General features: G+C 34.2%; 25 protein-coding genes. 11 read left to right on the forward strand and 14 right to left on the reverse strand.

Going from position 1 to position 25435, the window contains the following annotated elements:
- Positions 1-17: 17 nt before the first annotated feature.
- Positions 18-926, reverse strand: coding sequence for a hydroxymethylbilane synthase (gene hemC / locus BT156_RS11710; protein WP_072410293.1), 909 nt, complete (start codon positions 924-926; stop codon positions 18-20).
- Complete coding sequence (gene hemA, locus BT156_RS11715) at positions 913-2187, reverse strand: glutamyl-tRNA reductase (RefSeq protein ID WP_072410294.1); 1275 nt, start codon at positions 2185-2187, stop codon at positions 913-915. The genes hemC and hemA overlap by 14 nt, the downstream gene beginning before the upstream one ends.
- Positions 2188-2587: 400 nt before the next feature.
- Here hemA and BT156_RS11720 point away from each other — a divergent pair, with 400 nt between their 5' ends.
- The 6 genes from BT156_RS11720 (at position 2588) to BT156_RS11745 (ending at position 8950) form a co-directional block, all read left to right on the forward strand.
- On the forward strand, positions 2588-3613 hold the full coding sequence (locus tag BT156_RS11720) for a rod shape-determining protein (protein WP_072410295.1): 1026 nt from the start codon (positions 2588-2590) through the stop codon (positions 3611-3613).
- 27 nt (positions 3614-3640) lie between these two features.
- The gene (gene mreC / locus BT156_RS11725; RefSeq protein ID WP_072410296.1) at positions 3641-4495 is read left to right on the forward strand and encodes a rod shape-determining protein MreC; all 855 of its coding nucleotides are present in this window, start codon (positions 3641-3643) and stop codon (positions 4493-4495) included.
- Complete coding sequence (locus tag BT156_RS11730) at positions 4488-4994, forward strand: rod shape-determining protein MreD (RefSeq protein WP_072410297.1); 507 nt, start codon at positions 4488-4490, stop codon at positions 4992-4994. The genes mreC and BT156_RS11730 overlap by 8 nt, the downstream gene beginning before the upstream one ends.
- On the forward strand, positions 4991-7021 hold the full coding sequence (locus BT156_RS11735; protein WP_072410298.1) for a peptidoglycan D,D-transpeptidase FtsI family protein: 2031 nt from the start codon (positions 4991-4993) through the stop codon (positions 7019-7021). Before BT156_RS11730 ends, BT156_RS11735 begins: the two co-directional genes overlap by 4 nt.
- Positions 7018-8247, forward strand: a complete 1230-nt coding sequence (gene rodA / locus BT156_RS11740) for a rod shape-determining protein RodA (RefSeq protein WP_072410299.1) — start codon at positions 7018-7020, stop codon at positions 8245-8247. The genes BT156_RS11735 and rodA overlap by 4 nt, the downstream gene beginning before the upstream one ends.
- 121 nt (positions 8248-8368) lie before the next feature.
- Positions 8369-8950: a pentapeptide repeat-containing protein gene (locus BT156_RS11745; RefSeq protein ID WP_072410300.1), complete on the forward strand. Its 582-nt coding sequence runs from the start codon at positions 8369-8371 to the stop codon at positions 8948-8950.
- 159 nt (positions 8951-9109) lie between these two features.
- Here the strand turns inward: BT156_RS11745 and BT156_RS11750 are convergent, their stop codons facing one another.
- On the reverse strand, positions 9110-9820 hold the full coding sequence (locus tag BT156_RS11750) for a C40 family peptidase (RefSeq protein ID WP_072410394.1): 711 nt from the start codon (positions 9818-9820) through the stop codon (positions 9110-9112).
- Positions 9821-10156: 336 nt separating this feature from the next.
- On the reverse strand, positions 10157-12352 hold the full coding sequence (locus BT156_RS11755) for a glutamine synthetase III family protein (RefSeq protein ID WP_072410301.1): 2196 nt from the start codon (positions 12350-12352) through the stop codon (positions 10157-10159).
- Positions 12353-12567: 215 nt separating this feature from the next.
- Between BT156_RS11755 and BT156_RS11760 the strand changes: the two genes are divergently transcribed.
- The 5 genes from BT156_RS11760 to BT156_RS11780 all read left to right on the forward strand — a co-directional run bounded on the left by BT156_RS11760 (position 12568) and on the right by BT156_RS11780 (position 18323).
- Positions 12568-14256 carry a DUF6909 family protein gene (locus BT156_RS11760; protein ID WP_072410302.1) on the forward strand — a complete coding sequence of 563 codons (1689 nt, stop codon included), beginning with the start codon at positions 12568-12570 and terminating at the stop codon, positions 14254-14256.
- 177 nt (positions 14257-14433) lie between these two features.
- Complete coding sequence (locus BT156_RS11765) at positions 14434-14904, forward strand: DUF1572 domain-containing protein (RefSeq protein ID WP_072410395.1); 471 nt, start codon at positions 14434-14436, stop codon at positions 14902-14904.
- 210 nt (positions 14905-15114) lie between these two features.
- On the forward strand, positions 15115-16956 hold the full coding sequence (locus BT156_RS11770) for a M1 family metallopeptidase (RefSeq protein ID WP_072410303.1): 1842 nt from the start codon (positions 15115-15117) through the stop codon (positions 16954-16956).
- 75 nt (positions 16957-17031) lie between these two features.
- Positions 17032-17790, forward strand: a complete 759-nt coding sequence (locus tag BT156_RS11775; protein ID WP_072410304.1) for a type III pantothenate kinase — start codon at positions 17032-17034, stop codon at positions 17788-17790.
- The gene (locus BT156_RS11780; protein WP_072410305.1) at positions 17790-18323 is read left to right on the forward strand and encodes a GNAT family N-acetyltransferase; all 534 of its coding nucleotides are present in this window, start codon (positions 17790-17792) and stop codon (positions 18321-18323) included. The genes BT156_RS11775 and BT156_RS11780 overlap by 1 nt, the downstream gene beginning before the upstream one ends.
- Here BT156_RS11780 and BT156_RS11785 read toward each other — a convergent pair.
- From BT156_RS11785 to BT156_RS11820, 10 genes are all read right to left on the reverse strand, one after another.
- Complete coding sequence (locus BT156_RS11785) at positions 18320-18751, reverse strand: nucleoside deaminase (RefSeq protein ID WP_066753674.1); 432 nt, start codon at positions 18749-18751, stop codon at positions 18320-18322. The two genes, BT156_RS11780 and BT156_RS11785, sit on opposite strands and share 4 nt — an antisense overlap.
- A gap of 3 nt (positions 18752-18754) precedes the next feature.
- Positions 18755-19300, reverse strand: a complete 546-nt coding sequence (locus BT156_RS11790; RefSeq protein WP_228430106.1) for an energy transducer TonB — start codon at positions 19298-19300, stop codon at positions 18755-18757.
- 132 nt (positions 19301-19432) lie between these two features.
- Positions 19433-20353 carry a helix-turn-helix transcriptional regulator gene (locus BT156_RS11795; protein ID WP_072410308.1) on the reverse strand — a complete coding sequence of 307 codons (921 nt, stop codon included), beginning with the start codon at positions 20351-20353 and terminating at the stop codon, positions 19433-19435.
- 75 nt (positions 20354-20428) lie between these two features.
- Positions 20429-20575: a hypothetical protein gene (locus BT156_RS22075; RefSeq protein WP_170857299.1), complete on the reverse strand. Its 147-nt coding sequence runs from the start codon at positions 20573-20575 to the stop codon at positions 20429-20431.
- Between the two features lie 182 nt (positions 20576-20757).
- Positions 20758-21258 (reverse strand): hypothetical protein, encoded by a 501-nt coding sequence (locus BT156_RS11800; RefSeq protein ID WP_072410310.1) that lies wholly within the window; start codon positions 21256-21258, stop codon positions 20758-20760.
- Between the two features lie 386 nt (positions 21259-21644).
- The gene (locus BT156_RS11805; protein WP_072410312.1) at positions 21645-22130 is read right to left on the reverse strand and encodes a hypothetical protein; all 486 of its coding nucleotides are present in this window, start codon (positions 22128-22130) and stop codon (positions 21645-21647) included.
- A gap of 13 nt (positions 22131-22143) precedes the next feature.
- On the reverse strand, positions 22144-22305 hold the full coding sequence (locus BT156_RS22080; RefSeq protein ID WP_170857300.1) for a hypothetical protein: 162 nt from the start codon (positions 22303-22305) through the stop codon (positions 22144-22146).
- Between the two features lie 634 nt (positions 22306-22939).
- Positions 22940-23143, reverse strand: a complete 204-nt coding sequence (locus BT156_RS22355; RefSeq protein ID WP_228430109.1) for a hypothetical protein — start codon at positions 23141-23143, stop codon at positions 22940-22942.
- 55 nt (positions 23144-23198) lie between these two features.
- Positions 23199-23597, reverse strand: a complete 399-nt coding sequence (locus BT156_RS11815; protein ID WP_072410314.1) for a hypothetical protein — start codon at positions 23595-23597, stop codon at positions 23199-23201.
- A 1-nt stretch (position 23598) separates the two neighbouring features.
- A complete protein-coding gene (locus BT156_RS11820) occupies positions 23599-25416 on the reverse strand; it encodes a hypothetical protein (RefSeq protein ID WP_139255455.1) in 1818 nt (605 codons plus the stop codon).
- Positions 25417-25435 lie beyond the last annotated feature (19 nt).

Genomic DNA, 25435 nt, shown 5'->3' on the forward strand with positions numbered 1-25435 from the left:
AATATGCTTAAAAGTTCTTAATAAGAAGCTTTAATTTCGGCCATCAATTCTTTTCCTCCGTTTTCGAGAACGATTTTTGCGAATTTTTCTCCAAAATTTTCAGACTCGTTATATTCGAAGTTTTCGTCTGTAGCAATACAGTTTTTACCGTCTAATGAACAAAGTGCTGCTTTGAAACGAATCTGATCGCCAAAAAATTCAGCAAAAGCTCCGATTGGTGCTGTACAGCCTCCTTCCAGAGTGCTTAGGAAATTTCTTTCGATCTCAACACAGATTTGCGTTGGTTTATGATTGATTGTACGTAGAATTTCGTTGATTTCTTTCTTGTCAGAATGTCCTGCAACAGCAATTACACCTTGTGACGCGGCGGGGATCATTAATGGAAGCATTTCATAATCAATGTCCATTTTCATTCTTTTGATTCCTGCTAACGACAAAATGGTAGCGTCAAAATCCTGATCTTCCAGTTTTTGAAGACGAGTTTGGATATTTCCACGAATATCTGAAAATTCAGCGTGAGGATAGTTTCTTAACCAAAAAGCTCTTCTTCTCAAGCTGCTTGTTGCCAATTTCAACTCGTGAAACTCTTTAGTTTTAGATTCCTCCTTTCTTATTAATACATCCTGAGGGAAATCTCTTTCCAGATAAGCAATAAGCTCAACGTTTTCCGGGAGCAGTGTCGGTACATCTTTTAAAGAGTGAACCGCAATGTCGATCTCATCATTTAATAATGCAACATCCAGATCTCTGGTAAAAACACCAGTAATTCCTAAAGAATAAAGGGGCTGATTGAGATTTTTATCGCCAGAAGAAACGATAGGTACGATGTCGGTTAAATAATTATTGTTTTGTAGGTGCCTGGCAACCTCTCTTGCCTGCCAAAGTGCAAGTGCGGAATTTCTGGTTCCGATTCTAATGCTTTTCATTGAATTCGTTGTTTGGTTGTTCAACTAATATTTCGTGCATTAATTTACTAATTTCTTCGGCTTTCCAAGGATTATCGATGATATATTTTGCAAAACGATTGGTGATTTTCTGGATCATTTTCTCAGAAAGCTCCATATCTGTGATGTTTATATATTTATTTTTTCTGTAAAAATTATGCATCTCGTTGCGTTCCATATTCTTAAGAACGGCTTTGAAATGGTGAATGTTTGGTGCTAGTTTTCTCTTTTTTTCCCACTCAAGAAACTCTTTTGCCATTTCTTTGATAATAGATTTGGCTTTAGGAATCTCTTTTTCTCTCTGCTGAATAGTTTCCTGAATCTGTTTTGAAAGTTCATCAACATCAATTAAGGTTACATTTTCATTCGTCATAACATTTTTATCTACGTTATGAGGAATGGAAAGGTCGATAATTAAAGTTTCTTTTCCGTTCGGGAAATGGGAAGCATTGATAATAGGTTTCCTGGCTCCGGTAGCAACGATAAGAATGTCTGTATTTTTCAACTCGTTGTCAAAATCGGCATAGTCAACATGCGGGATATTGTATTTTTCAGATATCTTTTCAGCTTTCTCCTGAGTTCTGTTTGCAATTTTTATTTTGGGCTGATAAACATGTTTTACAAGATTTTCAACCGTGTTTTGCCCGATTTCTCCAACTCCTAAAAGAAGAATATTTTTCTCCGTAATTCTTTTTTGACTGTTTAAAATATAGTGAACAGCAGCATAAGAAACGGAAGCTGCTCCATTGGAGATTCCTGTTTCATTTTTAATTCTTTTTGAAATCTGAATGGCAGAGTTGATAGCTCTTTCCAGATAAGGATTAGAATTTTGTCTTTCTTTTTTAAAACGGTTGTACGCTTTTTTGATCTGTCCGATGATCTCGAAATCACCGATGATCTGACTTTCCAAACCTGCAGCAACTCTGAACAAATGCGTCAAAGCCTCTTCTTTGGTCAGAATATTAGCAAACTGAAGAAAATCTGTGATGTTTACCCCAATCGTTTTACAGTATTCTTCGGCTACCAAAAGGTAATTCGGAGAAGTAGTGTAAATTTCGGTTCTGTTACAAGTGGAAACCACAAAAGCATCGCCTAAATTTTCATCATGAATTCGGGAGACAAAATTTTTAATATTTTCATCAAAAAATGCAAATTTCCCCCGAGTTTCTCCATCAGCCTTTTCGTAGCTTATAGAAAGAACCGCAAAATTTGAAGTTTGATTGATATTGGAGTATTGTAACATAAGCGTTGCAAATTTAACGCTTTTTTTATTAATCACTTTCTGATAATGTATATGATAATTATCGTAAAAAACTATTTTGGGATACTTCTAAATAAACTTCGAATTAATGTGAAAAATTAAAAATCCGGATTTTATGCTAAAATAATTTCAGAGTTTAAATTGATGGTTTTTTAATAAGCTAATTTGCCTTTTCGTTATCAAAAAGCCTGCTGTTTTCATCTTCCTGCTTGTATTCAAAAGTATCTTAAACCTTATTTCACTTAAAGACTGTAATTGATTAATGCAAAAGTTAATAGAATATTAAAAAATTTAATAAAATTTTAACCAAATTATATGCTCGTGGAATTTCGTTAGTGATGTTAAATTTATATCTTTGTATTCTTAAAATCAGAAGAAAAATATGAGTTTATTCGATATGTTTACGCAAGAAATTGCGATAGACCTAGGAACTGCCAACACGCTTATCATCCATAATAATAAAATTGTTATAGATCAGCCATCAATTGTTGCAATTGAGCGTTCTACCGGTAAACCGATCGCGGTGGGTGAACAGGCAAAGCATATGCAGGGAAAAACTCATGAAGATATTAAGACGATCCGTCCCTTGAAAGACGGTGTAATTGCAGATTTTCATGCTTCTGAGCACATGATCAAGGAGTTTATCAAAAAAAATCCCGGGATCAAAGGACGATTTATTCAGCCGGCTTTAAGAATCGTTATCTGTATTCCGTCAGGAATTACTGAGGTTGAAAAAAGAGCGGTAAGAGATTCTGCGCAAAAAGTAAATGCAAAAGAAGTAAGGTTGATTTACGAACCAATGGCAGCTGCAATAGGAGTTGGGATTGATGTTCAGAAACCTGAAGGAAATATGATCATCGACATAGGTGGCGGTACTACAGAGATTGCTGTGGTAGCTTTAGGAGGCATTGTTTGTGACAAATCTGTGAAAATTGCAGGCGACGTATTTACAAATGACATTGCTTATTTCCTGAGAACACACCATAACCTTTACATCGGAGAAAGAACAGCTGAAAGAGTGAAAATTGAAGTTGGTTCTGCTGTTGAGGATCTTGATGTTGATATTGAAGATATCCCGGTACAAGGTAGAGACCTTATCACGGGTAAGCCAAAAGAAATTATGGTTGGCTATAAAGAAATTGCTCGTGCGCTGGATAAATCGATCATAAGAATTGAAGATTCTGTAATGGAAACTCTTTCTTTAACACCTCCGGAATTGGCAGCCGATATCTATAAAACAGGTATTTATCTTGCTGGTGGTGGTGCTTTATTGAGAGGTTTGGCAGACAGACTGCACAAAAAGACAGGTCTTCCTGTTTTCGTGGCAGAAGATCCGTTAAGAGCTGTAGTTCGCGGAACGGGTATTGCGCTTAAGAATATGGATAAATTCAATTTCTTAATTAAATAATTTTAACTTTTACGACACTTTATCTGAATGGGATTTTTGCTGAGATTATTTTCGAAGAACTCTCTTTTTGTCTTCTTTATTTTCTTGCAAATCATTGCTCTGGTTCTGATATTCTCTAAGAATGCCATGCAGAGATCCTGGGTTGCAGGCCAGTCGGCTGCGTTAAACTCTAGGGTTTCCGGATATATTGATGAGGGAGTTACTTATCTTAAGCTAAAACAGGTCAACGAAGATCTTGTAGCTCAAAATAAGGCTCTGATGGTGGAACTCTATGGAAAAGAGGGCGCCAAGAACCCGGTATTCAGAAAGGTTCATGATACTTTAGGAGGAGGACAGATTTATACATTTGTAGACGGAGAGATCGTTTTCAACAGTATTAATAGAAGAAACAACTATTTTACCATCAACCGTGGTAGAAGAGACGGCGTTTATCCTCAAATGGGAGTTATGGCTCCGAGAGGTATTGCGGGAATCGTTATTAATTCTACAGATAATTACGCATTGGTTCAGTCTGTTTTAAGTGTAAATACAATCAGAATTAATGCAGCTCTTAAAAACTCAGGATATTTTGGAACTTTAACATGGAATGGAGATAATTCCCGTGTGATGCATTTGGCAGACGTTCCTAAATATGTGGCTTTGAAAATTGGAGACAGCGTTGTAACAGACGGCAAGTCGGCAATTTTTCCTAAAGGAGTTATGATTGGTACAATTGCGGGTTATTCCGTTGATAATAAAACAGGTTTTTGGGATATTTCGGTTGAGCTTAGTGAAAAAATGGGGGCTCTGAATAAGATCTTCGTTGTTAAAAACCTTAAGAAAGCTGAAGTACAAAAGATTCAGGATACAATGCAAGCTGTAATAAAAAAGGAAAATGATTAGCAGGACTTTATTTACGGACATATTAATCATGATATTTCTTGTTGCATTACAGATCTTTGTATTGAACAGGATCGTTATTTTCGGAAAATATACTCCGGTGTTATACCCTGTGTTTGTTATGTTTTATCCTTTTTTCAGAAATAAATATCAATTTTTAGCTTTAAGTTTCTTAATTGGGCTTTCTGTTGATGCATTTTTGTCCACATGGGGGATCAATGCATTTGCAACCACTTTGATCGCTTATTATAGAACCTTGATTTTCAGAACATCTACAGATACTTCTACAGACTTTTTCTCTTTTCAGTCCCTTCAATGGGCGCAGTTTTTAGTGTTTCTGTTTTCAAGTATATTCTTGCATCAACTTTTCGTACAATATATTGAATTCTTTAAGTTTAGCAGAATTTTTGAAATATTGCTTAATGTATTGGTAACAAGCATAATTTCATTTATATTTATCGTTATTTACGCATTAATATTTAAAATCAAACAAAAAGTTTGAACACACGTTATTTAAAAATCTTTTCCGCCCTTGCTATAATCGCTCTAATATTTGTGGCGAGACTTGCTTATTTGCAGTTGTTTACCGACCGCTATGCACTTAATGCGGCCAATACTTCCATTAAAACGGAGTACGTTATTCCTCAACGAGGCGTAATTTTCGACAGAAACGGTAAAATTATGGTGGGTAACCAGCCGGCTTATGAGATTTCGTTTACTCAGGCCTTAATGAAACCTGATTTTGATACTTTGGCTTTCTGTAGCTTAATGAAAATCAGCAAAAATGATTTCATTAAGAGGATTAATATCATTAAAAAAGAAAAATATTATTCTAAGCTGACTCCGATGACTTTTTTGAAGGACCTCAGCAGAGAAGATATTGCCAGAGTACAGGAAATTATATTTAAATATCCTGCATTCAGTATTGTTTCAAGACCTCAGCGTCAGTACGAAGTTTCTACTTCCGGAAATCTTTTGGGATACACAAGTGAGGTGAATGAAAGAGATATTAAAAAAGATTCTACGTACTATTTACCTGGAGATTTTGCAGGAAAATCCGGAGTTGAAAAATCGTATGAAAAAGAACTTCGTGGAATAAAGGGAATTAAATATATTCAGAAGGATATCAGACTTAGAAATATTGGTCCTTATAAAAATGGAACTTTAGATAAAGATGTGGTAACAGGTAAAGACATTACACTTACCATTGATTATGACCTTCAAAGAATGGCCGAAGAAATGCTTGTGAATAAACACGGAGCCATCGTTGCCATAGATCCAAATAACGGTGAAATTTTAACCTTAGCAACCGGCCCGGATATCGATCCGAATGTTTTCACAGGACCCAATAAGTCTAGAAATTTATACGCTTTATCGAAAGATACGCTTTACGAAAATAAACCAACTTTTGACAGATCTCTTCAGGCAGCTTATCCACCGGGGTCGACATTCAAATTATTGACGGCTCTTTCGGCAATGCAGATGGGAGTAATGGATGAAAATACAGTATTTCCTTGTGGAGGAGGGTTTAATTACAGAGGTTTAAGAATTAAAGGGCACGGAGGAGCAGATCCTTTGATACCGGCAATACAGATTTCAAGTAACTGTTATTTTTCATATGCTTATTTGGCTATTATGAATAAATATCCGGGAAACCCATCAAAAGGAGTTGATGAATGGAAAAAAATCCTAAACAGCTTTGGAGTAGGAGAATTCTTAAACAATGACTTAGCTGTTGGTGCAAAAGGCAGAATCCCTTCCGGTGAGTTTTATGAAAAAAGAATGCAGTCCATCTATAAAGCAAGCGGTGCTAAGAAAGATCCTAAAAACTGGGATGCTTTGGCGACCGGGGCAGTTTTCAACGGAATGGGGCAGGGAGATGTTTTAGTAACACCTTTACAATTGGCCAATTATGTGGGAGCTATTGCTAATAAAGGTTGGTATTACACGCCTCATATCGTAAAAGCAATTGATGGAAAACCAAATCCTGACAAAAGATTTAAAACTAAACATAAAACACTTGTTGATCCAAAACACTTTGAGCCCGTTCTGAAAGGAATGGAAGCCGTAGTTTTAAGAGGTACAGCAAGAGGATTAAAATCAAATGATTTTACACAATTAGCAAAAACAGGTACCGCACAGGTTCCTCAGGGAAAAGATAACTCGATTTTCGTGTTGATCGCTCCGGCTGATAAACCTAAAATAGTTGTTGTTGCTGTAATGGAACACGCTGGCTTTGGAGCAACTTGGGCCGGTCCTGCCTGTACGGTAATTGCTGAAAAATATATTACAGGAGATGTAAAGAGAGAAAATCTTTACAAAAAGATGATCACTTCAAGCTTTATGCCTGAATATAAAAGACAGTGGGTAGCAGATTTGAAACGTAAAGGATTGTATGTAGATCCAAAACCGGATTCTGTAAAATTGAAAAAAATTCAGGACAGCCTTAATTTTATTAAAGAACAGAAAGCAAAACTGCAGAAAAAGATAGACGAAGAAACCAAAAACATCAAAGCCACGAAGCAATGAAATGGACAGAGGGAATAGATAAATTGGGTCTTGGTTTATACTTCATGCTTTGCATTTTTGCTATTGCGAATATTTACAGTGTTGACCAGAAATTAGGCGAAAAACAATTGGTTTTCTTCGGCATTTCTGTATTTGTAGGGCTTATTATCTTTGTCGGAAGAAGTAAGTTTTTCGAAAACATGGCAGGCATTTTTTATATCGGCGGAGTCTTATTGCTTATTGGTCTTTTTCCTTTTGGGAAAGAAATTTTAGGACAGAAAAACTGGTATAAATTCGGAAGTTTTACCATGCAGCCTGTAGAGTTTGCAAAAATTGGGACGACGCTTATGGTGGCCAATTATGTTTCCGGACCGGATTTTAATTTAAGTAACAGAAGGTCTCTTTTAACAATATTAGGTATTATAGCGATTCCTGCGGTTGTTGTATTGGCAATTCCTGATGTGGGTTCATTATTGGTTTTTACAGCATTTTTCATTGCTTTATACAGAGAGGGATTAAGCGGTTTGCTTTTCGGTATCGGATTTCTTTTTGCAGGAGTTTTCTTGGTGTCTTTAGCTATAAACCCTATTTACGTTGTTGTCGCTATTTTAGTAATTGCAGCAGGGTGGATTGCAATGAATTACTATAAAATGTCTTGGAATGTAATTTCCATTGCGAGTATTATTGGATCTATTGTTTTATTATGCGGATTAGCTTTTGGATCACCATACATCTTAGAGAAACTTCCAAAACACCAGCGAGAAAGGATTGAAGTTCTTTTTAAAGGTGAAAAAGCATTTAGAGACACTTCCGGTTACAACTTGTTATATTCTAAAACAGCGATCGGCTCAGGGGGAATCTTAGGTAAAGGGTATCGTGAAGGTTCTGTTACCCAAGGAAAATTTGTTCCAGAACAGGAAACGGATTATATTTTCTGTACGGTGGGTGAGGAATGGGGCTTTGTAGGCAGTGCAGTTCTTGTGCTTTGCTATATGGTTTACATTGGAAGGATCTATTATCTTGCTGAACAACAAAAATCTGTATTTAACCGCGTTTTCGGGTATTGTTTTGCTTCGATTCTGTTGATGCACTTTACGATCAATTTAGGCATGGTTATGGGGCTTTTTCCGACTGTTGGGATTCCGTTGCCTTACTTTAGCTATGGAGGAAGTTCATTGTTGGCCTTTTCTATCATGACTTTTATTTTCTTTAAATTAAATTATGCCGATAAAAACAGCTTGGTTTAAGCGGGAAGTTTGAAGTTGGGTGCCGGAAGTTTACAAATATTCCGTTAATTTTTAAGTTTAAAATCTACATAATCCGTGAAATCCGCGGAACATTAAATCATTAATAAAACCCACACGCTTTATGAAAGAAGCATACATTCTTGACCAGAATTTCGAAAATACAGATTTTGGGAAATCTCCATTGGAAAAAGGTGAATATGAAAACTGTACTTTCCTCAATTGTAATTTTGAATATACAAATCTCTCTGATTTTAAATTTACAGACTGTGAGTTCATCGGATGTAACTTAAGCATGGCAAAGCTTTCTAATACTGCTTTTCGCGACGTAATTTTCAAAGGATGTAAAATGTTCGGACTTCAGTTTAGTGATTGCAATGAATTTGGATTGTCATTTAAATTTGACGAATGTTCTCTTAATAACTCAACCTTTTATAAAACGACAATCAAAAAGACGCTTTTCAAAAATTCAAAATTAATTGAGGTTGATTTTGAAGAATGTGATCTTTCAAACTCAGTATTTACAAGCTGTGATCTTGCAGGAGCTGTATTTGTGAATGCGAACCTTGAAAAAGCAGACTTCAGGACTTCTATCAACTATTCCATAGATCCGAATACTAATAAGCTTAAAAAGGCAAAATTCTCACTTTCTGAAGTGCATGGTCTCTTGTATAAGCTCGATATACAAATAGAGAGAAACAGCTAGTTTTAGAAGTTAGATACTAGAAAATAGAAGTTAGTATTAGAGATACTAAAATTTCTCTTCTCTGAAAAGAATGGATTTCAAATCAACGAAAACCTCATCGACAATAAAAAAGCCATCAAAATTTTTGATGGCTTCATTATTTAAATCAATTATTTAAAATTAAAAACTTGTTGCGGTTGTCGCTGTTGTTGCAGCTAGGTTGTTGTAAGCTTCTCCGTTTTCGTTGATTATTCTTTTTGCGAATCTGAACTTAGGTCCCCAATAAGAATCATTAAGAGAAGAGATCATAACACCTTTTGAAGTGGCTGCATGGATGAATTTGATTTCACCTTCTTCAGAAACACTTTCTACAATACCTACGTGAGAAATTCTTCTGCCGTGAGAAAAGAAAATCAAATCTCCTTTCTGAAGGTTTTCTTTCTCGATTTTTTCTCCTTCCTGAGCCTGAGAAGCCGCTACTCTTGGTAAGCTAAGTCCTGCTGCTGCCCCGAATACAGAAAGCACAAAAGCTGAACAATCTATACCGTTTCTTGTCATTCCTCCATATCTGTAAGGAGTTCCCAGGTATGTTTCAGCTTCCGTTAGGATATTGTCTATTGTTTTATTGTATTTAACGACTTTAGCAATGCCTGCATTTTTGATAGAATTTTTTGCATTTGCTATAGATGCCGCTTTTTCTGCCAGAAAAGAATTGATAAGTCTTTGCTTATCCTGCTCCATTTTGTTGGTATCCAGTGAAGCTAGTTTGGCATCTGTTTTGTATTCTTTAGAGTAAGTTGCTGGTTTTGAAACTACATAATTTGTAACGCAAGATTGTAGTGAGACTGTAGAAACTAAAGCTACTAAATAAGACAAAACTCTTTTCTTCATATACATATTTATTACCGTTTTAAAGGGATATTTATTTCAAAAGCCTTACAAAAGTAGAGATTCCAAACAAAAGGAGCCCGATATGATTATTATCAGGTTCTGCATTTAACATATTTTAACATATTGTTTAGGTATGTTAAAGAAAAACAATCTGCTATGTCCCATTTTTGGTGGATGTGCGGTTTTTTTTATTAAGATTCTTTAACATAATAATTGATATTTCCTTTATTAATCATAGGTGAGTTTTTAAAACTCCAATTTTCAGACTGTTAACAAAACAAAAAAAACTCCCCGGAAAAAACCGGAGAGTTTAACTAATATGGAACTTTACAGATGTTATCTTGTAAATAACATTTCTCTATATTTCGTCATTGGCCAAAGCTCATCATCAACCATCATTTCTAGATCATCAGAAGCTTCTCTGATCGGATCAAATAATGGAATTACGTTTTTGCAGTAAGTTTCTGCTTGCTTTTGGCTGTCAGATGTCGCTTTTGCAGCTTCTCTTGCTTTCATAAGATCCTCAACACCTAATTTAATTTTAGAGATGTTTTCAGAAATTTGAGTAATTAAACTCATTTGTTCTTTCGCTAATTTCTTGAATTCTTTATCTTCAAAAATTTCCTTAAGACCTTTTACGTTCTCAATTAATCTGTTTTGATAATTTAGAGCAGAAGGAATAATGTGGTTTCTTGCGATATCGCTTAAAACTCTTGCTTCAATATCAATAACGGTAGAATATTTTTCTAATTTGATCTCGTTTCTAGCTTCAACTTCTCTGTGAGTGAAAATTCCCATTTCCTCATAAAGATCAACAAACTTCTGATCCATTTCCTGCTTAAGAGCTTCCGGAGTAGTTTTTAAGTTGTTCAATCCTCTTTTTTCAGCTTCTTTTGCCCAGTCGTCAGAATATCCGTCACCTTCAAACATAATGTTTTTAGACTGCTTGATGTATTCTCTTAGTACATTGAAAATAGCTTCGTCTTTCTTCAATCCTGTTTCAATTAAAGCATCAACTTCTTTTTTGAAGTCGTTTAATTGTTTTGCAGCAATTGTATTCATTACCGTCATAGATTCTGCGCAGTTTGCAGAAGAACCTACTGCTCTGATTTCAAATTTATTTCCTGTAAATGCAAATGGAGACGTTCTGTTTCTGTCAGTGTTATCTAATAGAATTTCAGGAATTTTTCCAACTACATTTAATTTTAGATCTGTTTTTTCGTCCGGAGAAAGTTTTCCTTCAGTTACTTTTTCCAATTCTTCCAATACTCTGAACAACTGACTTCCGATAAATACAGAAATAATTGCCGGCGGAGCTTCATTAGCCCCTAATCTGTGATCGTTGCTGGCAGAAGCAATACTTGCTCTTAAAAGATCAGCATATTCATGAACTGCTTTAATCGCATTAACGAAGAATGTTAAGAACTGTAAGTTTTTCTTAGGATTTTTTCCCGGGCTTAATAAGTTTTCACCTGTATCAGTAGCTAAAGACCAGTTGTTGTGCTTTCCGCTTCCGTTTACCCCTGCGAATGGTTTTTCGTGGAATAAAATATGGAAATGGTGTCTGTGAGCAATTCTTGCCATAACATCCATCAACAAAGAGTTGTGGTCTACTGCAACGTTTACTTCTTCAAACATTGGAGCCAGCTCAAATTGGTTTGGCGCAACCTCATTGTGTCTTGTTGTTACAGGAATACCCAACTTCATACATTCGATCTCCAATTCTTTCATGAAGTTCATTACTCTTGTAGGAATTGATCCGAAATAATGGTCATCCAACTGCTGTCCTTTTGCAGGAGAATGTCCTAGCAAAGTTTTTCCTGTTAATACAAGATCCGGGCGAGATTGGTATAATGCAGAGTCAACCAAGAAATATTCTTGCTCCCAACCTAAAGTAGGAGTTACTTTTGTTACGTTTTTGTCGAAATACTGCATTACGTTTGTTGCAGCTTCATCTACAGCATTCAAAGCTCTTAAAAGAGGTGCTTTATAATCTAAAGTTTCTCCCGTGTAAGAGATGAAGATTGAAGGAATACAAAGAGTAGTTCCCATAATAAAAGCAGGAGATGTAGGATCCCAAGCAGTATATCCTCTAGCTTCGAAAGTATTTCTGATTCCTCCGTTCGGGAAAGAAGATGCATCAGGCTCTTGCTGGATCAACATTCCGCCGCTGAATCTCTCGATTGCTCTACCACCTTCAATTGGTGTGAAGAAAGAATCGTGCTTTTCTGCAGTACTTCCTGTTAAAGGCTGAAACCAGTGTGTGTAGTGTGTTACTCCTTTGCTCATTGCCCAATCTTTCATAGCTACTGCTACCTGATCTGCAATTAATCTCTGGATCTTAGTTCCTTTTTTTATAGCATCCATAATAGATTGGAATGCTTCTTTTGTTAAATATTCTCTCATTGTGTTCTCAGAGAATACATTTTCACAAAATAATTCTGACAATTTCGCAGGAATTTCTACTGAATTATCTTTTCTAAAGTCCTTGAATGGTAATGTTTCTAATGCTTTAAATCTTAAAGTTGACATATTAAGGTTGTATTTTGTGGGGCAAATTTACAAAAAAAATGAATTGAAAACATTTTTACCCTGATTTTTTTAGGGGTGTCTGCAAAATTTATTAAAATTTAAACAATAATTTAAACTTTTAGCCCCATCAAATCCTTATTATGTTAAGTGGTTTGTTAAAAGATACTTAAAATAAGTTGAGGAGAGATTTCGTATATTTGTGTGAAATTTATTTTATGACAAATTCTAGAGCAAGAGAAACAACAGAGGCAATTGAAAGACTATACATCTCTATGAGACATTTATTTTATAGAGGATTTTTCAAGCCTGGTGGTGTTTCTGGAGAAAGTATTAGAAGTTTGTTGAAAACAATCAATCCTGAAATTTATGGTACCATGAATGTTCCAAACAAATTGGAGCTAGATGGTTTGATGTATGTTTTAGACAGACTTCCGGAGGGAATTGAGGAATGTGCTTTTATTCATCTTACATCAGATGAGGGTTTTGATAAAGGAAGTTTCGAACCAATTGTACCCAAAAAGAGAAGAAGAAACTGTTACAGAATAGATGAACACCAGATGAATATTGAAGTTCTTTTGGGACGTTCTGAGATCTATGACATTCTTACTCACTTAACATTCTTATTTATAGAAGCGGACAAGATCCGTAATCTTGCCTTCATTCAGGACGAAAACTGGAAGCCGACACGTGCTTTCAAAATTATCGAAGAAGTAGTAAAAGGCGAAAAACAATTCACAAGAAAAGAAAAGGAGGTTGCTCTTATTCACCTATCTTCTTTAATAGGAAGAACTTTTGATGAAACGTTGAGAGCTTACAACACTTTCGGAGATGATCATAATCCAGACCGTTTGTTTAAGATCATCTATAACTTAGGAAAAGTAAGTTTAGAAGATGCAAAGCAAAGCAGAGAAAGAGAAATTCATTTCAGTGCGATATTAAAGGAAAGAGTAGGTCACCATTATTTTGGTGAAAAATGGGCCAATAAAGTGAAAGAAGTTTTATTTGAAAATGATCTTCACATGCGTCCGCTACATATTATTTCTGCGAATATGCACTCGGTGAAGAATATGCTGTACGGAAATGATGCTCTGAAGAAAAAAGATCACAAAGAAGTAGACTATAAAATGTACGGAGATATTTCCGACAAGAAAGAGCTTCGTGATAAGGTTTCAAAATATGCACTAGACCAGGGTTTAATTTATATTGATGATAAAAGCGGAAGTAATATCGATGTTCAGATCATTGATTTGAGCAAAACAGAACTTAAAAACACACCGTTCGGTCATATTAAATATGGCGGAGATGATGTAATTATGGTTTTCGATTATGCTTTCGGAGAACAGGCTTTTGAGGTGATGGATGAGTTATTAAGACCTTTCGAACAAAAAGGAGAGGTTTATATGATGAAAGTGAAATCTGTCTCTATCATGGGTAAAGCCGGAATTTTAGAAGGTGCAAAAGGAGACATCATGATCCCAACTTCTCATATTTTTGAAGGAACTGCAGACAATTATCCTTTTGAAAACGCTTTGAAACTGGATGATTTTAAAGATGATGAATTAAAAGCTTTTGAAGGAACGATGATCACTGTTTTAGGAACATCACTTCAAAACAGAGATATTTTATCATATTTCATGCATACTTCTTGGAAGGCAATCGGACTGGAAATGGAAGGAGCGCATTACCAGAAAGCAATTCAGGTGGCGTCTAAAATCAGACATCACATTGCACCGGATCTTTTTGTTTGTTATGCTTATTATGCTTCGGATAATCCTTTGGAAACGGGAAGTACATTATCTTCAGGAGGTTTAGGACTTACAGGTGTAAAACCAACGTATCTGATTACATTGAAAATTTTAGAAAAGATCTTAGAAAGCGGTAAAAAATTACCGGCTAAAAAATAATTTTGATTCTACATTAAATATCAACCTCAAGTGTTCTGCATTTGAGGTTTTTTTATATTCTTTAAACACAAATAACACTAATTTTTTCACGAATAGCACGAATTATATTTGTGTTTAGAAAATTGTGCTTTTTCATTTGTGTTTAAGAAAACTTTATCTTTAAAAAAATTAAAAATAATGAGTTCTGTTTTACAATTATCAAAAAGATTCAGAGAAGTTTTGCTTGATGGTTTCTGGATCGCAAATACCAATTTTAAAGATCAGCTTAAAGATGTAACCTGGGAACAGGCAACAACAAAAGTAGGTTCTTTGAATACGATTGCAATGCTTACTTTTCATATTCATTATTATATTGCAGGACTTATCAATGTATTCGAAGGCGGGGATCTTGAGATTAAAGATAAATATAGTTTTGACCTTCCTCCAATTGAATTTCAGGAGCAATGGGTAGAGTTATTAAATCAATTATGGATTGATTCTGAAAAGTTTGCAACATTATTAGAACAAATGGCAGATTCTAAAATGGATGAAATTTTTGTCGATGAAAAATACGGGACCTATCTTAGAAATATTGATGGAATGATCGAGCATTCTTATTATCATTTGGGGCAGATTGCTTTGATTAAAAAGCTGTTGAAAGATAGATGAGTTTTATTTTCAAACACAAATGTCACTATTTTTTTCACTAATATTGATTGTGTTTGAAATTGTGAATTCATTTGTGATATTAGTGTTTAAGTATTTAACAAATCCTATTAAAATCAATCTAAAACCATATCAAACAAAATAAAGCCTCAACATAACTCCATTTTTTAGGTCTTATTTTAATTACTTATCTTTAAAAAAATTAAATTTTAAATGAAAAAATCGGTTGCAATCCTATTTGCATTTATCATTTCTCAATTTCAGGCACAGCAGACGCCTTATTATCAGCAGGCTGCGAAGTACAAGATGGATATTGATGTTAATGCGGAAAAATTTACTTATCAGGGAAATCAAACTTTAGAATATACCAACAACTCTCCGGACGAACTGAACGTGGTGTATTTCCACTTATACTGGAATGCTTTTAAACCTAATTCAATGATGGATCAAAGAGTAGCCAGCCAGGGTAAAAATGGTGACTCAAGATTGCAAAAAGATGGCATTTCAAGATTGGCTTCTATCCCGAAAAGTGAAGAAGGCGCTCAAAATATTCACTGGATCAAACAAAACGGACAAAACCTTAAGTTTGAAATTCAGGAAACGATCATGAAGGTATATTTGGCAGAACCAATTAAGCCAAATTCTACAACCAATTTCACAATGGAATGGGATGCGGTGATACCTCAGCAAATCAGAAGAAGTGGAAGAAACAATAAAGAAGGCGTTGATATGACCATGACGCAATGGTATCCTAAAATTTCGGAATACGATTATGACGGATGGGCTACTTTTGATTATTTGGGAAGAGAATTTCATGCACCGTTCTCAGACTTTGATGTGACAATTAAAATCAATAAAGATTATGTGATCGGAGCAGGCGGAATCCTTGAAAATCCGACAGAAGTAAAAGGTTATGATGCTAATGCAAAGATCAAAACCGAAAAAGATAAAAAAGCAATCTGGAGATGGACGGCTAAAAACATGCTCGATTTTGCTTGGAGTGCAGACAGAGACTATGTTGTAAAAAGCTTTGATGTTCCGGAAGGTCCAAAAGTTTTCTTGGTTTATCAAAACAATGACAAAACAAAGGCTTGGGAAGAAGCTCCGGCTTATCTTACAAAATATTTCCAGATCATGAATGCTCATTTCGGGAAATATGTATATCCAACTTACGCTTTCATCCAGGGTGGGGACGGCGGAATGGAGTACGGGATGTGTACCATGATTTTAGGTGAAGCTAAAAATATTAAAGATCTAATGGGATTAATGGCTCACGAAGGAGCTCACTCGTGGTATCAGCAAATGTTGGCGACTAATGAATCGATGCGTCCGTGGATGGATGAAGGATTTACAAGTTATGCGGAAGAATACACTATGCATCAGTTATTTCCGGAAGAGTTGCCGAATCCTTTTGTTGAAAGGTTAGATGCTTACAGAAAATTCCTTGAAAAGAAGATTGAAGAACCTGCAGTTTGGTTAGGTGATCATCATGATAACGGAACTTCTTATACTTATTCTACTTATGTGAAAGGAGAATTATATTTGGTTGAATTAGGCTACATCATCGGTGAACAGAATCTAGCTGAAACCTTGAAACAATACTACGATCAATGGAGTATGAAGCATCCTACTGACAGAGATTTTCTTCACATTGCACAGAAAGTTTCAGGAATGGATCTGAAATGGTTCCATCACTATTGGATCAAAACCACCAAAACGATTGATTACGGAATTAAGGATGTAAAATACGACGCAAAATCTACAACGATTACTTTGGTTAATAACGGACAGGTTCCGATGCCGATCGATTTCAGTGTAATGACAACGGATAAAAAGATTGTTACGTACCAAATTCCAACGAATCTTACCCACACCTGGAAATCAAAAGATGCTTATGGTGATTTCAAAACCGTAGCGTATTGGCCTTTTACGCAGAAAGAATATACGTTAACAATTCCTTACACAAAGTCTCAATTATCTGTTCTGGGAATAGATTTCAGTCAGAGAATTGCAGATGTGAATATGGAAGATAACTTTTTAGAAGTAAAACCGTAAAAAATGTAATATTATAAAGGAGTGTTGGAAAATACTCCTTTTATTTTTTATAAATTTGAAATTATTTTTAAATAAATGAATTCAATCGTAATCAACGTAGGAAACAGCAATATCAGATTTGGTCTTTTTGATGATGACAACTGTGATATTTCGTGGGTGATCAATACAAAACCTTACAGAACGGCAGACGAGCTTTATGCTCAGATGTTGATGCTGTATCAGACCTATAAAGTGGAGCCAAAAGACATCACTAAAGTCATTATAGGATCGGTTGTTCCTCAGCTTACTAAAGTGATAAGTTCTGCGATAAAAAAGATCCATGGGATCGCTCCTGTGATTGTTGACAGAAGTACTCCTTCAGGCGTTCAGGCAAAATCTAAGCAGATGGGAACGGATATTTATGCCAATCTTGTTGCTGCTCACAATTTGTATCCGGACAGAAAGAAAATCATCATAGACTTCGGTACAGCTCTTACGGCAAGTTGCGTTACGGAAATAGGTGAAACTTTGGGCGTAATTATCGCTCCGGGAATTATTACAGCATTGAATTCTTTAATCAGCCAAACGGCTCAGCTTCCTGAGATCGAATTAAAGAAGCCAAAAACCGTTTTAGGATTGGATACTGTAACCTGTATGCAAAGCGGGATGGTTTACGGGTTTTTAGGAATGGTAGAAGGTTTTATTGACCGAATTAATGATGAGGTGAATGACGATTGTTTTGTGATCGCAACCGGTGGCGTTTCGCACGTTTACAAGCCTTTGACAGATAAAATACATATCACGGACCGACTTCATACCCTGAAAGGATTATACTTTTTAGGAAAAGATTTATAATGAAAGAATTTCCAAGAATAGAAACAGAACGATTGATTCTCTCTCAATTGAAAGAGGAAGATCTTCCTTTGGTGGTTGAATATCTCCAATCGAAAATTTTTTCTGATCTTACCTCAAATATCCCTTCTCCATATACAGTAGATGATGCTAAATTTTGGTTAAAAAATGCTCAACAAGCCTTCGAAAACGGCTCAGGATTTACTTTCGCGATCCGAAATCAAGATGGTAAAATTATTGGAGCAATCGGACTTCACGACAGGGGAGACGATAAAGCAGAATTAGGGTATTGGCTTGGAGCTTCGTTTTGGAATAAAGGCTACGTCACCGAAGCCGCAAAAGCAATTATAGATTTTGGATTTAATGAGTTGAATTTAAATAAGATCTATGCTACCCATTTTCTACACAATCCCGCATCAGGAAAGGTATTGGAAAAAATAGGAATGGAGAAAGAAGCTCTGTTGAAACAGCATTTAAAGAAAAACGGAGAATATTTTGATATTCCACTGTATTCTGTTTTTAGAAATAAAGTTTAACGTTTAGATTTAAAAAATTCTTTAACGATAGAAGAACACTCATTTTCCATAACTCCAACAACCATTTCTGTTTTTGGATGAAGAGAAAGATGTTTATTGATAAATCCTCTTTGTTCATCTCGGGCTCCAATTACAACTTTTGAGATCTGCGACCAGGAAAGGGCTCCCGAACACATTACGCAAGGTTCCAACGTCACATAAAGTGTACAGTTTTTTAAATATTTTCCGCCAAGAAAGTTCGCTGCTGAGGTTATGGCCTGCATTTCGGCATGAGCCGTAACGTCATTCAATGTTTCGGTGAGGTTGTGAGCCCTCGCAATCACACGATTGTTTGAAACTATGACACATCCGATAGGAACCTCATCTTTTTCCAATGCAATCTCAGCTTCCTGAAAAGCCATTTTCATGTAATATTCGTCGGTAAACATTAATTATTCGATATTCAAAGTTAGAGGAAGTTTAAAACGAAACCTTACGGCATCACCATTAATTGTTGCCGGAGAAAATTTAGAAGAAACAGAATATAAGGCGATCTCGGCCTGTCTGTTGAAAGTGAAATTATCACCCTGAGCCTGAACATTGCTAATACTTCCGTCTTTTTCCACAATAAAAGCAACATTGGTTTTGATGATTTTAAAATCCGAATGAACGCCTTCTGAATAAAAAAGATCGACAACTTCCTTTCTTAAAGCATCAACTCCGCCGGGATAAACTGCCGTTTTATCTGTCGTTGCTTTGAGTTCGGAAGGATCTTGAGGATTGGTATTTTTCTTTTGAATTCTGGCGAGATCTTCAATGTTTTTTACTTTTAATAAAGCTCCGATCAGTGCTACATTTTCAATGCTGTCCATCTTTTTCATGAAAAAGCGGAAGTCATTTTTTATGGCAGACTTGTTAAACGTGTTGGTTTCAGCATCGAATTTTTTCTTAAACTCGGTGCCCAGCATGCTTCGGTGATTGTTGTAATAATTCTTCACTATTTTAAAATCCTCCGTCTGTTGCGAAAAACAAAAGGAAGAAATGAGGCAAAACAGGTAAAGAAATAATGCTTTCAAATTGATATATTTATGTAAAAATAATCAAAAAAAGATAAAAAATAATAAATATTTTTAGAGCTCGGAGTATCTGTTTAAAGACTCCTGCAAATGATTGCGGATGTCATCAACTAAGGTTTTAGGTTCCAAAACAGTAACTTCTTTTCCGTAAGACAGGATTTCCTGCATAAAGTCATAGGTTGGGTGTAAGAAAAACTCAAAAAAGGTTTCTTCAAGAGTTGCTTTTGTCTCTTGTTGCGACTGATGAAGTGGAAAACTTTTAATATATTCTCCCTGATGTTTGGTGCATTTAAGAACAATTTTCTGAGGATTTTGTTCCGTTAAATTCATCACTCCGAAAGCATTTTTAAAATGTTCCCTGAAATTATAATTATATTTTTCCCTGAATTTATTTTTATCAACATCAAGATAATTAATTCTATCTAAACCGAAAGATTTCAATGCTTTATCTTTGGTGTCGATCGCAATAAGATACCATCTGTCTTTGGATTCTTTCAACGCCAAAGGATGAACTTTTCGGGAAGTCATCAGTTTGTTTTTGTAGTTGTAATGCTCAAAAGTCACGACTCTTTTATTACGAATGGCGAAGAAAAGATCATAAAAATGTTCTACTCCGGTCGGTTTTCTGGACTCAAAAAAGATGAAATTGGAGAAATCCGGATGAAGATTCAGCGCGTTACTTACCTGAAAAGATTCTAAGAGTTTTTGGTTGTATTCATCCACTTCCATGATCGGTCGGCTCTCGATATAATATCGATTGTCACCCTTCTTTTTGTTATGAATGGAAAGATTAAAAAGATCTGAAATCTCACGAATATCCCTTTGCAAGGTACGGATAGAGTAGCTCTTAATATCCGCATCCTGAAATTCAAAAGAGTTTAAAAGATAGTCCTCCAGCTGCGAATACGTCGCCGGAGAACTTTCTAATCTTTTTATAATTAAGGCATATCTTGTCAGGTAAAAGTCTTTTTTCATGAATGAATTTTATAAGACAAATATATGGGGTTAATGCGACAAAAGATGTCGTGTTTTATTTTTTTGTGGGAAAAATTATAAGTTTATCACTTGCTCATTGTAAGAAAAATGATTGGGAACTAATCTTGATATTTGTTTTGTGAAAGAAAGAAAAGTTCCTTCTTCAGGATCCAAATATCTCATTTGTGTATAAGCATCAAAGGAATTGTTAGTATTTTCCATTGAAATCAGTATTTGCAAATAATATTTTCCATTAAATTCATAATAATCATCAAATCTGGAAAATCGTATTTTGTATTGCTTCAAACACTTCATCAATCACCCTTCTAAAATTGCCAATTTTTCCATAAATATTTTATTGTATAATTATTAAAAAAAAGACTGCCCAAAAGGACAGTCTTGATTTATCTCCCATAATCTTTTATAAAAGAATGTTCCGTAGGGTGATATTCAAAGGTTTTTAAATTTAACCATCTTATTTCTATAAAACCTATTACTCCTTTTTCTTTGCTGAAATCATTATCTGTATCTATATATGTAGCTAGATAATTTTCTCCATCAATTTCTTTTATTTCACCTATTGAATAAATTGGAGAAATCTTGTTCCAATTAATAGGTTTTGGAGGAAGTACGATTTTAATTATTTCTTTCCTGAAATTATATACAACAACATTGTTAGGGAAAGCATGTACTTTTGACTTTTTTGAATAGCAAACTATTATAAATTCTTGGAAAAGAAAAACATTGGAAATAAAATCATCTTCATTGCCAATAATTTCATAATCAGTATCTTCATAGTTCCATTTCACATATAAAGGTCGATCAATATTTCCTTCAAATAGTTGCAAAGGACTATTTTCATTATCCCAAGTTGAGCTATATTTTACATTAAATAATATTTTCATTTTAATATTTTTTCATCTATTTTATCAATTAAATTTACAAAATCACTATCCCAAGCATTAATGAATTCATATTGATGACTACCCCCGGCTCCGCAAAGTCTCTTGACTTTGAGGCTTTTGTGCTTCAATCATAATTGTTGTCACGAATTTTCTTTACAATAGTAGTACTAGTTATAAGGTTTGTTTTTCCACCTTTGATAATATAGTCTTATTTCATTTTTTCAAATATAAAGAAATTGTTTTCCTTGATTAAAATCAGAAGACTATGTAAAGTGGTGATCTATTTATCTTTTCAATAAAGTAACAGAATTAAAAACCGCAAAGTCAGGAGACTTTGCGGAGCGGTGTCGTGTTTTATTTTTGTGGATAAGTTTTGAAGTCTTTAATTATCTTCCAGAATCATAATAATTTTCAAAATATGAAGGATGATATTCGAAATTTTCTAAATTTAGATAATGTATCTCTTCTTGTCCGCTGCGATTATCATTATAATCAGCTTTAAAAATTGAAACAGCAATATGCTCTTTTCCATCAATAATTTTTTTATCTCCTAAAGAGTATATCGAACTACTATTTGACCATTTTTTAGGTTTCGGAGATGGAATAATATGAATTATTTCTTTATTCAAATTATAAACAATCAGATTGTTAGCGAAATGAGGGCTGCTTGAATGATCAGTATAACGAACTAATAAAAAATTATCCGATACGTATGCATTACCAATATAATCCTCAGGCGAAGAAAATAAGCTAAATATTTTATTTTCATAATGCCAACTTATCTCCAAAGGATGTAAAATATTAACATTACAAACTATTTTAGGATAATGTTGATTATAGTATTCATCTCGATATATTACTTTGTATTCCATATATTATAATTATTTAAAATATCTGTTGTTCGTCTATTAATTCAATGAAGTTCTTAAAAGTACTCTCATCCCATCCATCAATAAATTCCCATTGTTTAGGTCCGCCCCGCTCCGCAAAGTCTCCCGACTTTGAGGTTTTTATAGATCCTTCAATGATAGTTGTTATATTTCCCATATATCCTCCTTTGATTTTTTGTTTATCAAAATTATTAAATTAAAAATCGCAAAGTCGGGAGACTTTGCGGAGCGGGGGAAAGAAAAAGCAATAAAATATGGCGTTTTTCCAGTTATAAATCCCAATTTTTTATTTGTGATAATTAAATGTATACATAGAAGTAGCAAAGAATGGAAAAGTAATACTATATAGATAAAAAATAAATTATAGAGAAAATGTCCAAAATCACTTCTATCCGAAGAACTAAGAATAATACTAAGAATAATACTCAATAAAAAGAATAATAATATTAACCAGAATATATTTTTTTTAACCTTTTTATTATAAAACAAAGAATAATATAAACTTGAAGTTCCAAGTAAAATAAATGGAAGTATAATAAATAACATATTTTTTTTCAATTTTTGTGATTTTTTATATACCTAAGCAATTAGAAATAATAAATACAGCAGTTAAAATTACTGCTGTATTTTATTAAAGATTTTATAGGTATTATTTATAATCAAATCTGTCTTCATCAGGATACCAATAACGAGTTAAGGTTGTTCCTAATGTTCCATTTTCATAGTCTTGTATATAGCTTTCTAAGCTACCAAGAGTGCCAAAACGAACTACTCTTCCAGATTTTTTTCTACTAAAAAGGAGCGTGTCCCGTTAGAGATTTGTTAAAGTCTCCGGTTAATATATATTCTTTGGATTGATAATCATAGATGTTACCATACGGCTTTTTGATAGTCTCTTCTGTCAATATTACGACTTCAATATCCGATCCTCCAAATTCTCCTTTCCTTTTTAAATAGCGTTCTGCTATGGCTAGCATTTCTTGGACTGTTAACATAATTTTTTTAATATAAGGTTATCAGAAGATCTCTACACACAGCACAATTTAAATATTAAAACTTCCTTTTTACAAACTCTTTTTTAGTAAAATCAAAATTATGGTGTTTAAAATAATCTTCTCTATCTATGACAATATATTTTCCTGTTAAAGATTTAATGATAGCTTTTGAAGACGAGTTTCCACCATCTCCAGATGCGATGGATAGATTTACAGGCTCTCCCGTATCTAATATATCAATTAAGTGAGAATCATTCATATCCCCATAGCTATGTGTACTATCTACCATAAAAAGCCACCCATCATGTTCATAGTATTCAGAAGAATTATTTGGAAAATAGAGATTTACTTTTCGTTGCTTAACAACAATTGTGTTTTCAAGATATTCGTCTTTATAAATATCCTTCACAATTTTACATCCTATTTCAATGATTTGTTCTTTGGTTGCTTTCATACTAATAATATATTTTTATTTTTTTTAATTCATTCTTAAGATTCCACTCTTTTTCAAGGTATTCTTTTGTTGTAGGGGTATCTAATCCAGATTTTGGTCGATATCTGTCGTTAATTAATTTAATTTCCTCTTGTATTTCAAGGTTATTCATAGCTTTAGATTTGGTTTTCAAAAATCGATGTACAACATATTCTTCTTTGATATGAGTGGGTATTTTATCAATTAATTTTTGATATTTTTCTAGACCTAATTGTTCTATTAATTTTGCATGCATTTCAACATGGAATATTTCATGTTGTAAAGTATGTCCTTTTACAACCATATATCCTTCAGACGTATGTCCTGTAAAAATATATACTTTAGGGCCTTTAACATCAACACTATACCTTGCATAAGTCCCTGATTTTGGAAAAAAAACGCCTTCTATTTGAGGGGATTTTTGCCATTTTGAAAATAATTCGGAATAAACATGATTATCTCTGTCTATAACAAAAATATCAAAATTCTTTAATAGAGTTGTATTTCTAATTTTTTCTGCAATTTTAGGAACTTTAGTTACATCTACAATATCATCAATATCATCACCAATATTTAAGCTTCTAAATTTTTCCTCCGCTAGCAGCTCATCAAGAAGTTCCTCATTCTCCATTTTTGTAAGCTTTCTGGTAGTTCCATTTTCCTCAACTACTGCTTCATTCAGTTGTTTTTCTAGGTTGGAAAGATTTTGATTACCTTCAAATTTAGACATTTCACCAATGTCTTCGACCATTTTCAGAACTTTTTCTTTTGATCCTTTTAGAAGCTTATACTTTCCAAAAACAAGCTGCCATTCTCCGGCTGTTCTTTCTACGCGTAATCCCATTTTGTAAGCTAATAGAACCAACTCATTCTTCGTAGAAAAATTTGCAAGCCAAGCGGATATCTCTCCAATTGCTTCTGGCGCTTTTCCTGCTTTTCCTATTTTAGGAGAGGGCAAAAAGAGAGAAAGTATCATGCTTATCTCGTAACACTGTTGATAAGAAAGCCGATAGATAGAGCCTTTGCTTTTTTCAAAGTCATATTCGCTAAGCATATCTCCAACTTCTTGAGGTGTCATCATAAGAAAATCTACGATAACTCTAAAAAATTGTTTAAATGTGGCTCTGTCTGAAAGTATTTGATACATACTGGGTAAAAGCATTGCAAGCCCATCTGCTGTATCTACTAACGCATTCCAGAAACCACAGAATTCGGCATTTATGGCATATACCCAATCTACTTGTTTTTCTTTTATTTGGTAATATTCCAGATCTTCTTTTGAATAGGTATATTTTTCTATAGGGATTGTAGTTTTTACACCGATAGCTTTAAGTAATGCTCCGTTTAAAATGGGATCAAATCCATTGACATCCGGTAAATAAGATTTTTCAGAAAGTCTGTATTCTTCAATATCTTTAAATTCATTACGAAACTGATCTATAAAGAATTTTAACGGGGCTCCCATTTCATCAAAAAGGAAACCTACAACTTTTTGGTAATTATATTCTGTGAAAATTTCTTTATCAATGGCATTGATTATTTTAGCTTTTGACAAACCATATCGATTAAAATCACCTTTACTGAGATAAATTTCCGAGATGCTATTAGCTAAATCTTGTTTAAAGACATCTAAAACAGGATTTATAATTTCTTTTCCTGCCTTATCTTTTATTACATATCCTCCTGTAGAAATTAAATTTTCGTTGTTAAGTTTTAAGCAATCGAAAATATCGCTTCCAAGATTGCATACTACAAATTCTACTTCTTTTTTATCAGGATTAGAAAATAAATGAAAAGTCATTAAATTAGCACCCTCTCCT

Origin of the sequence: Chryseobacterium limigenitum (assembly GCF_900114875.1) — a bacterium.
Classification (GTDB): Bacteria; Bacteroidota; Bacteroidia; order Flavobacteriales; family Weeksellaceae; genus Chryseobacterium; species Chryseobacterium limigenitum.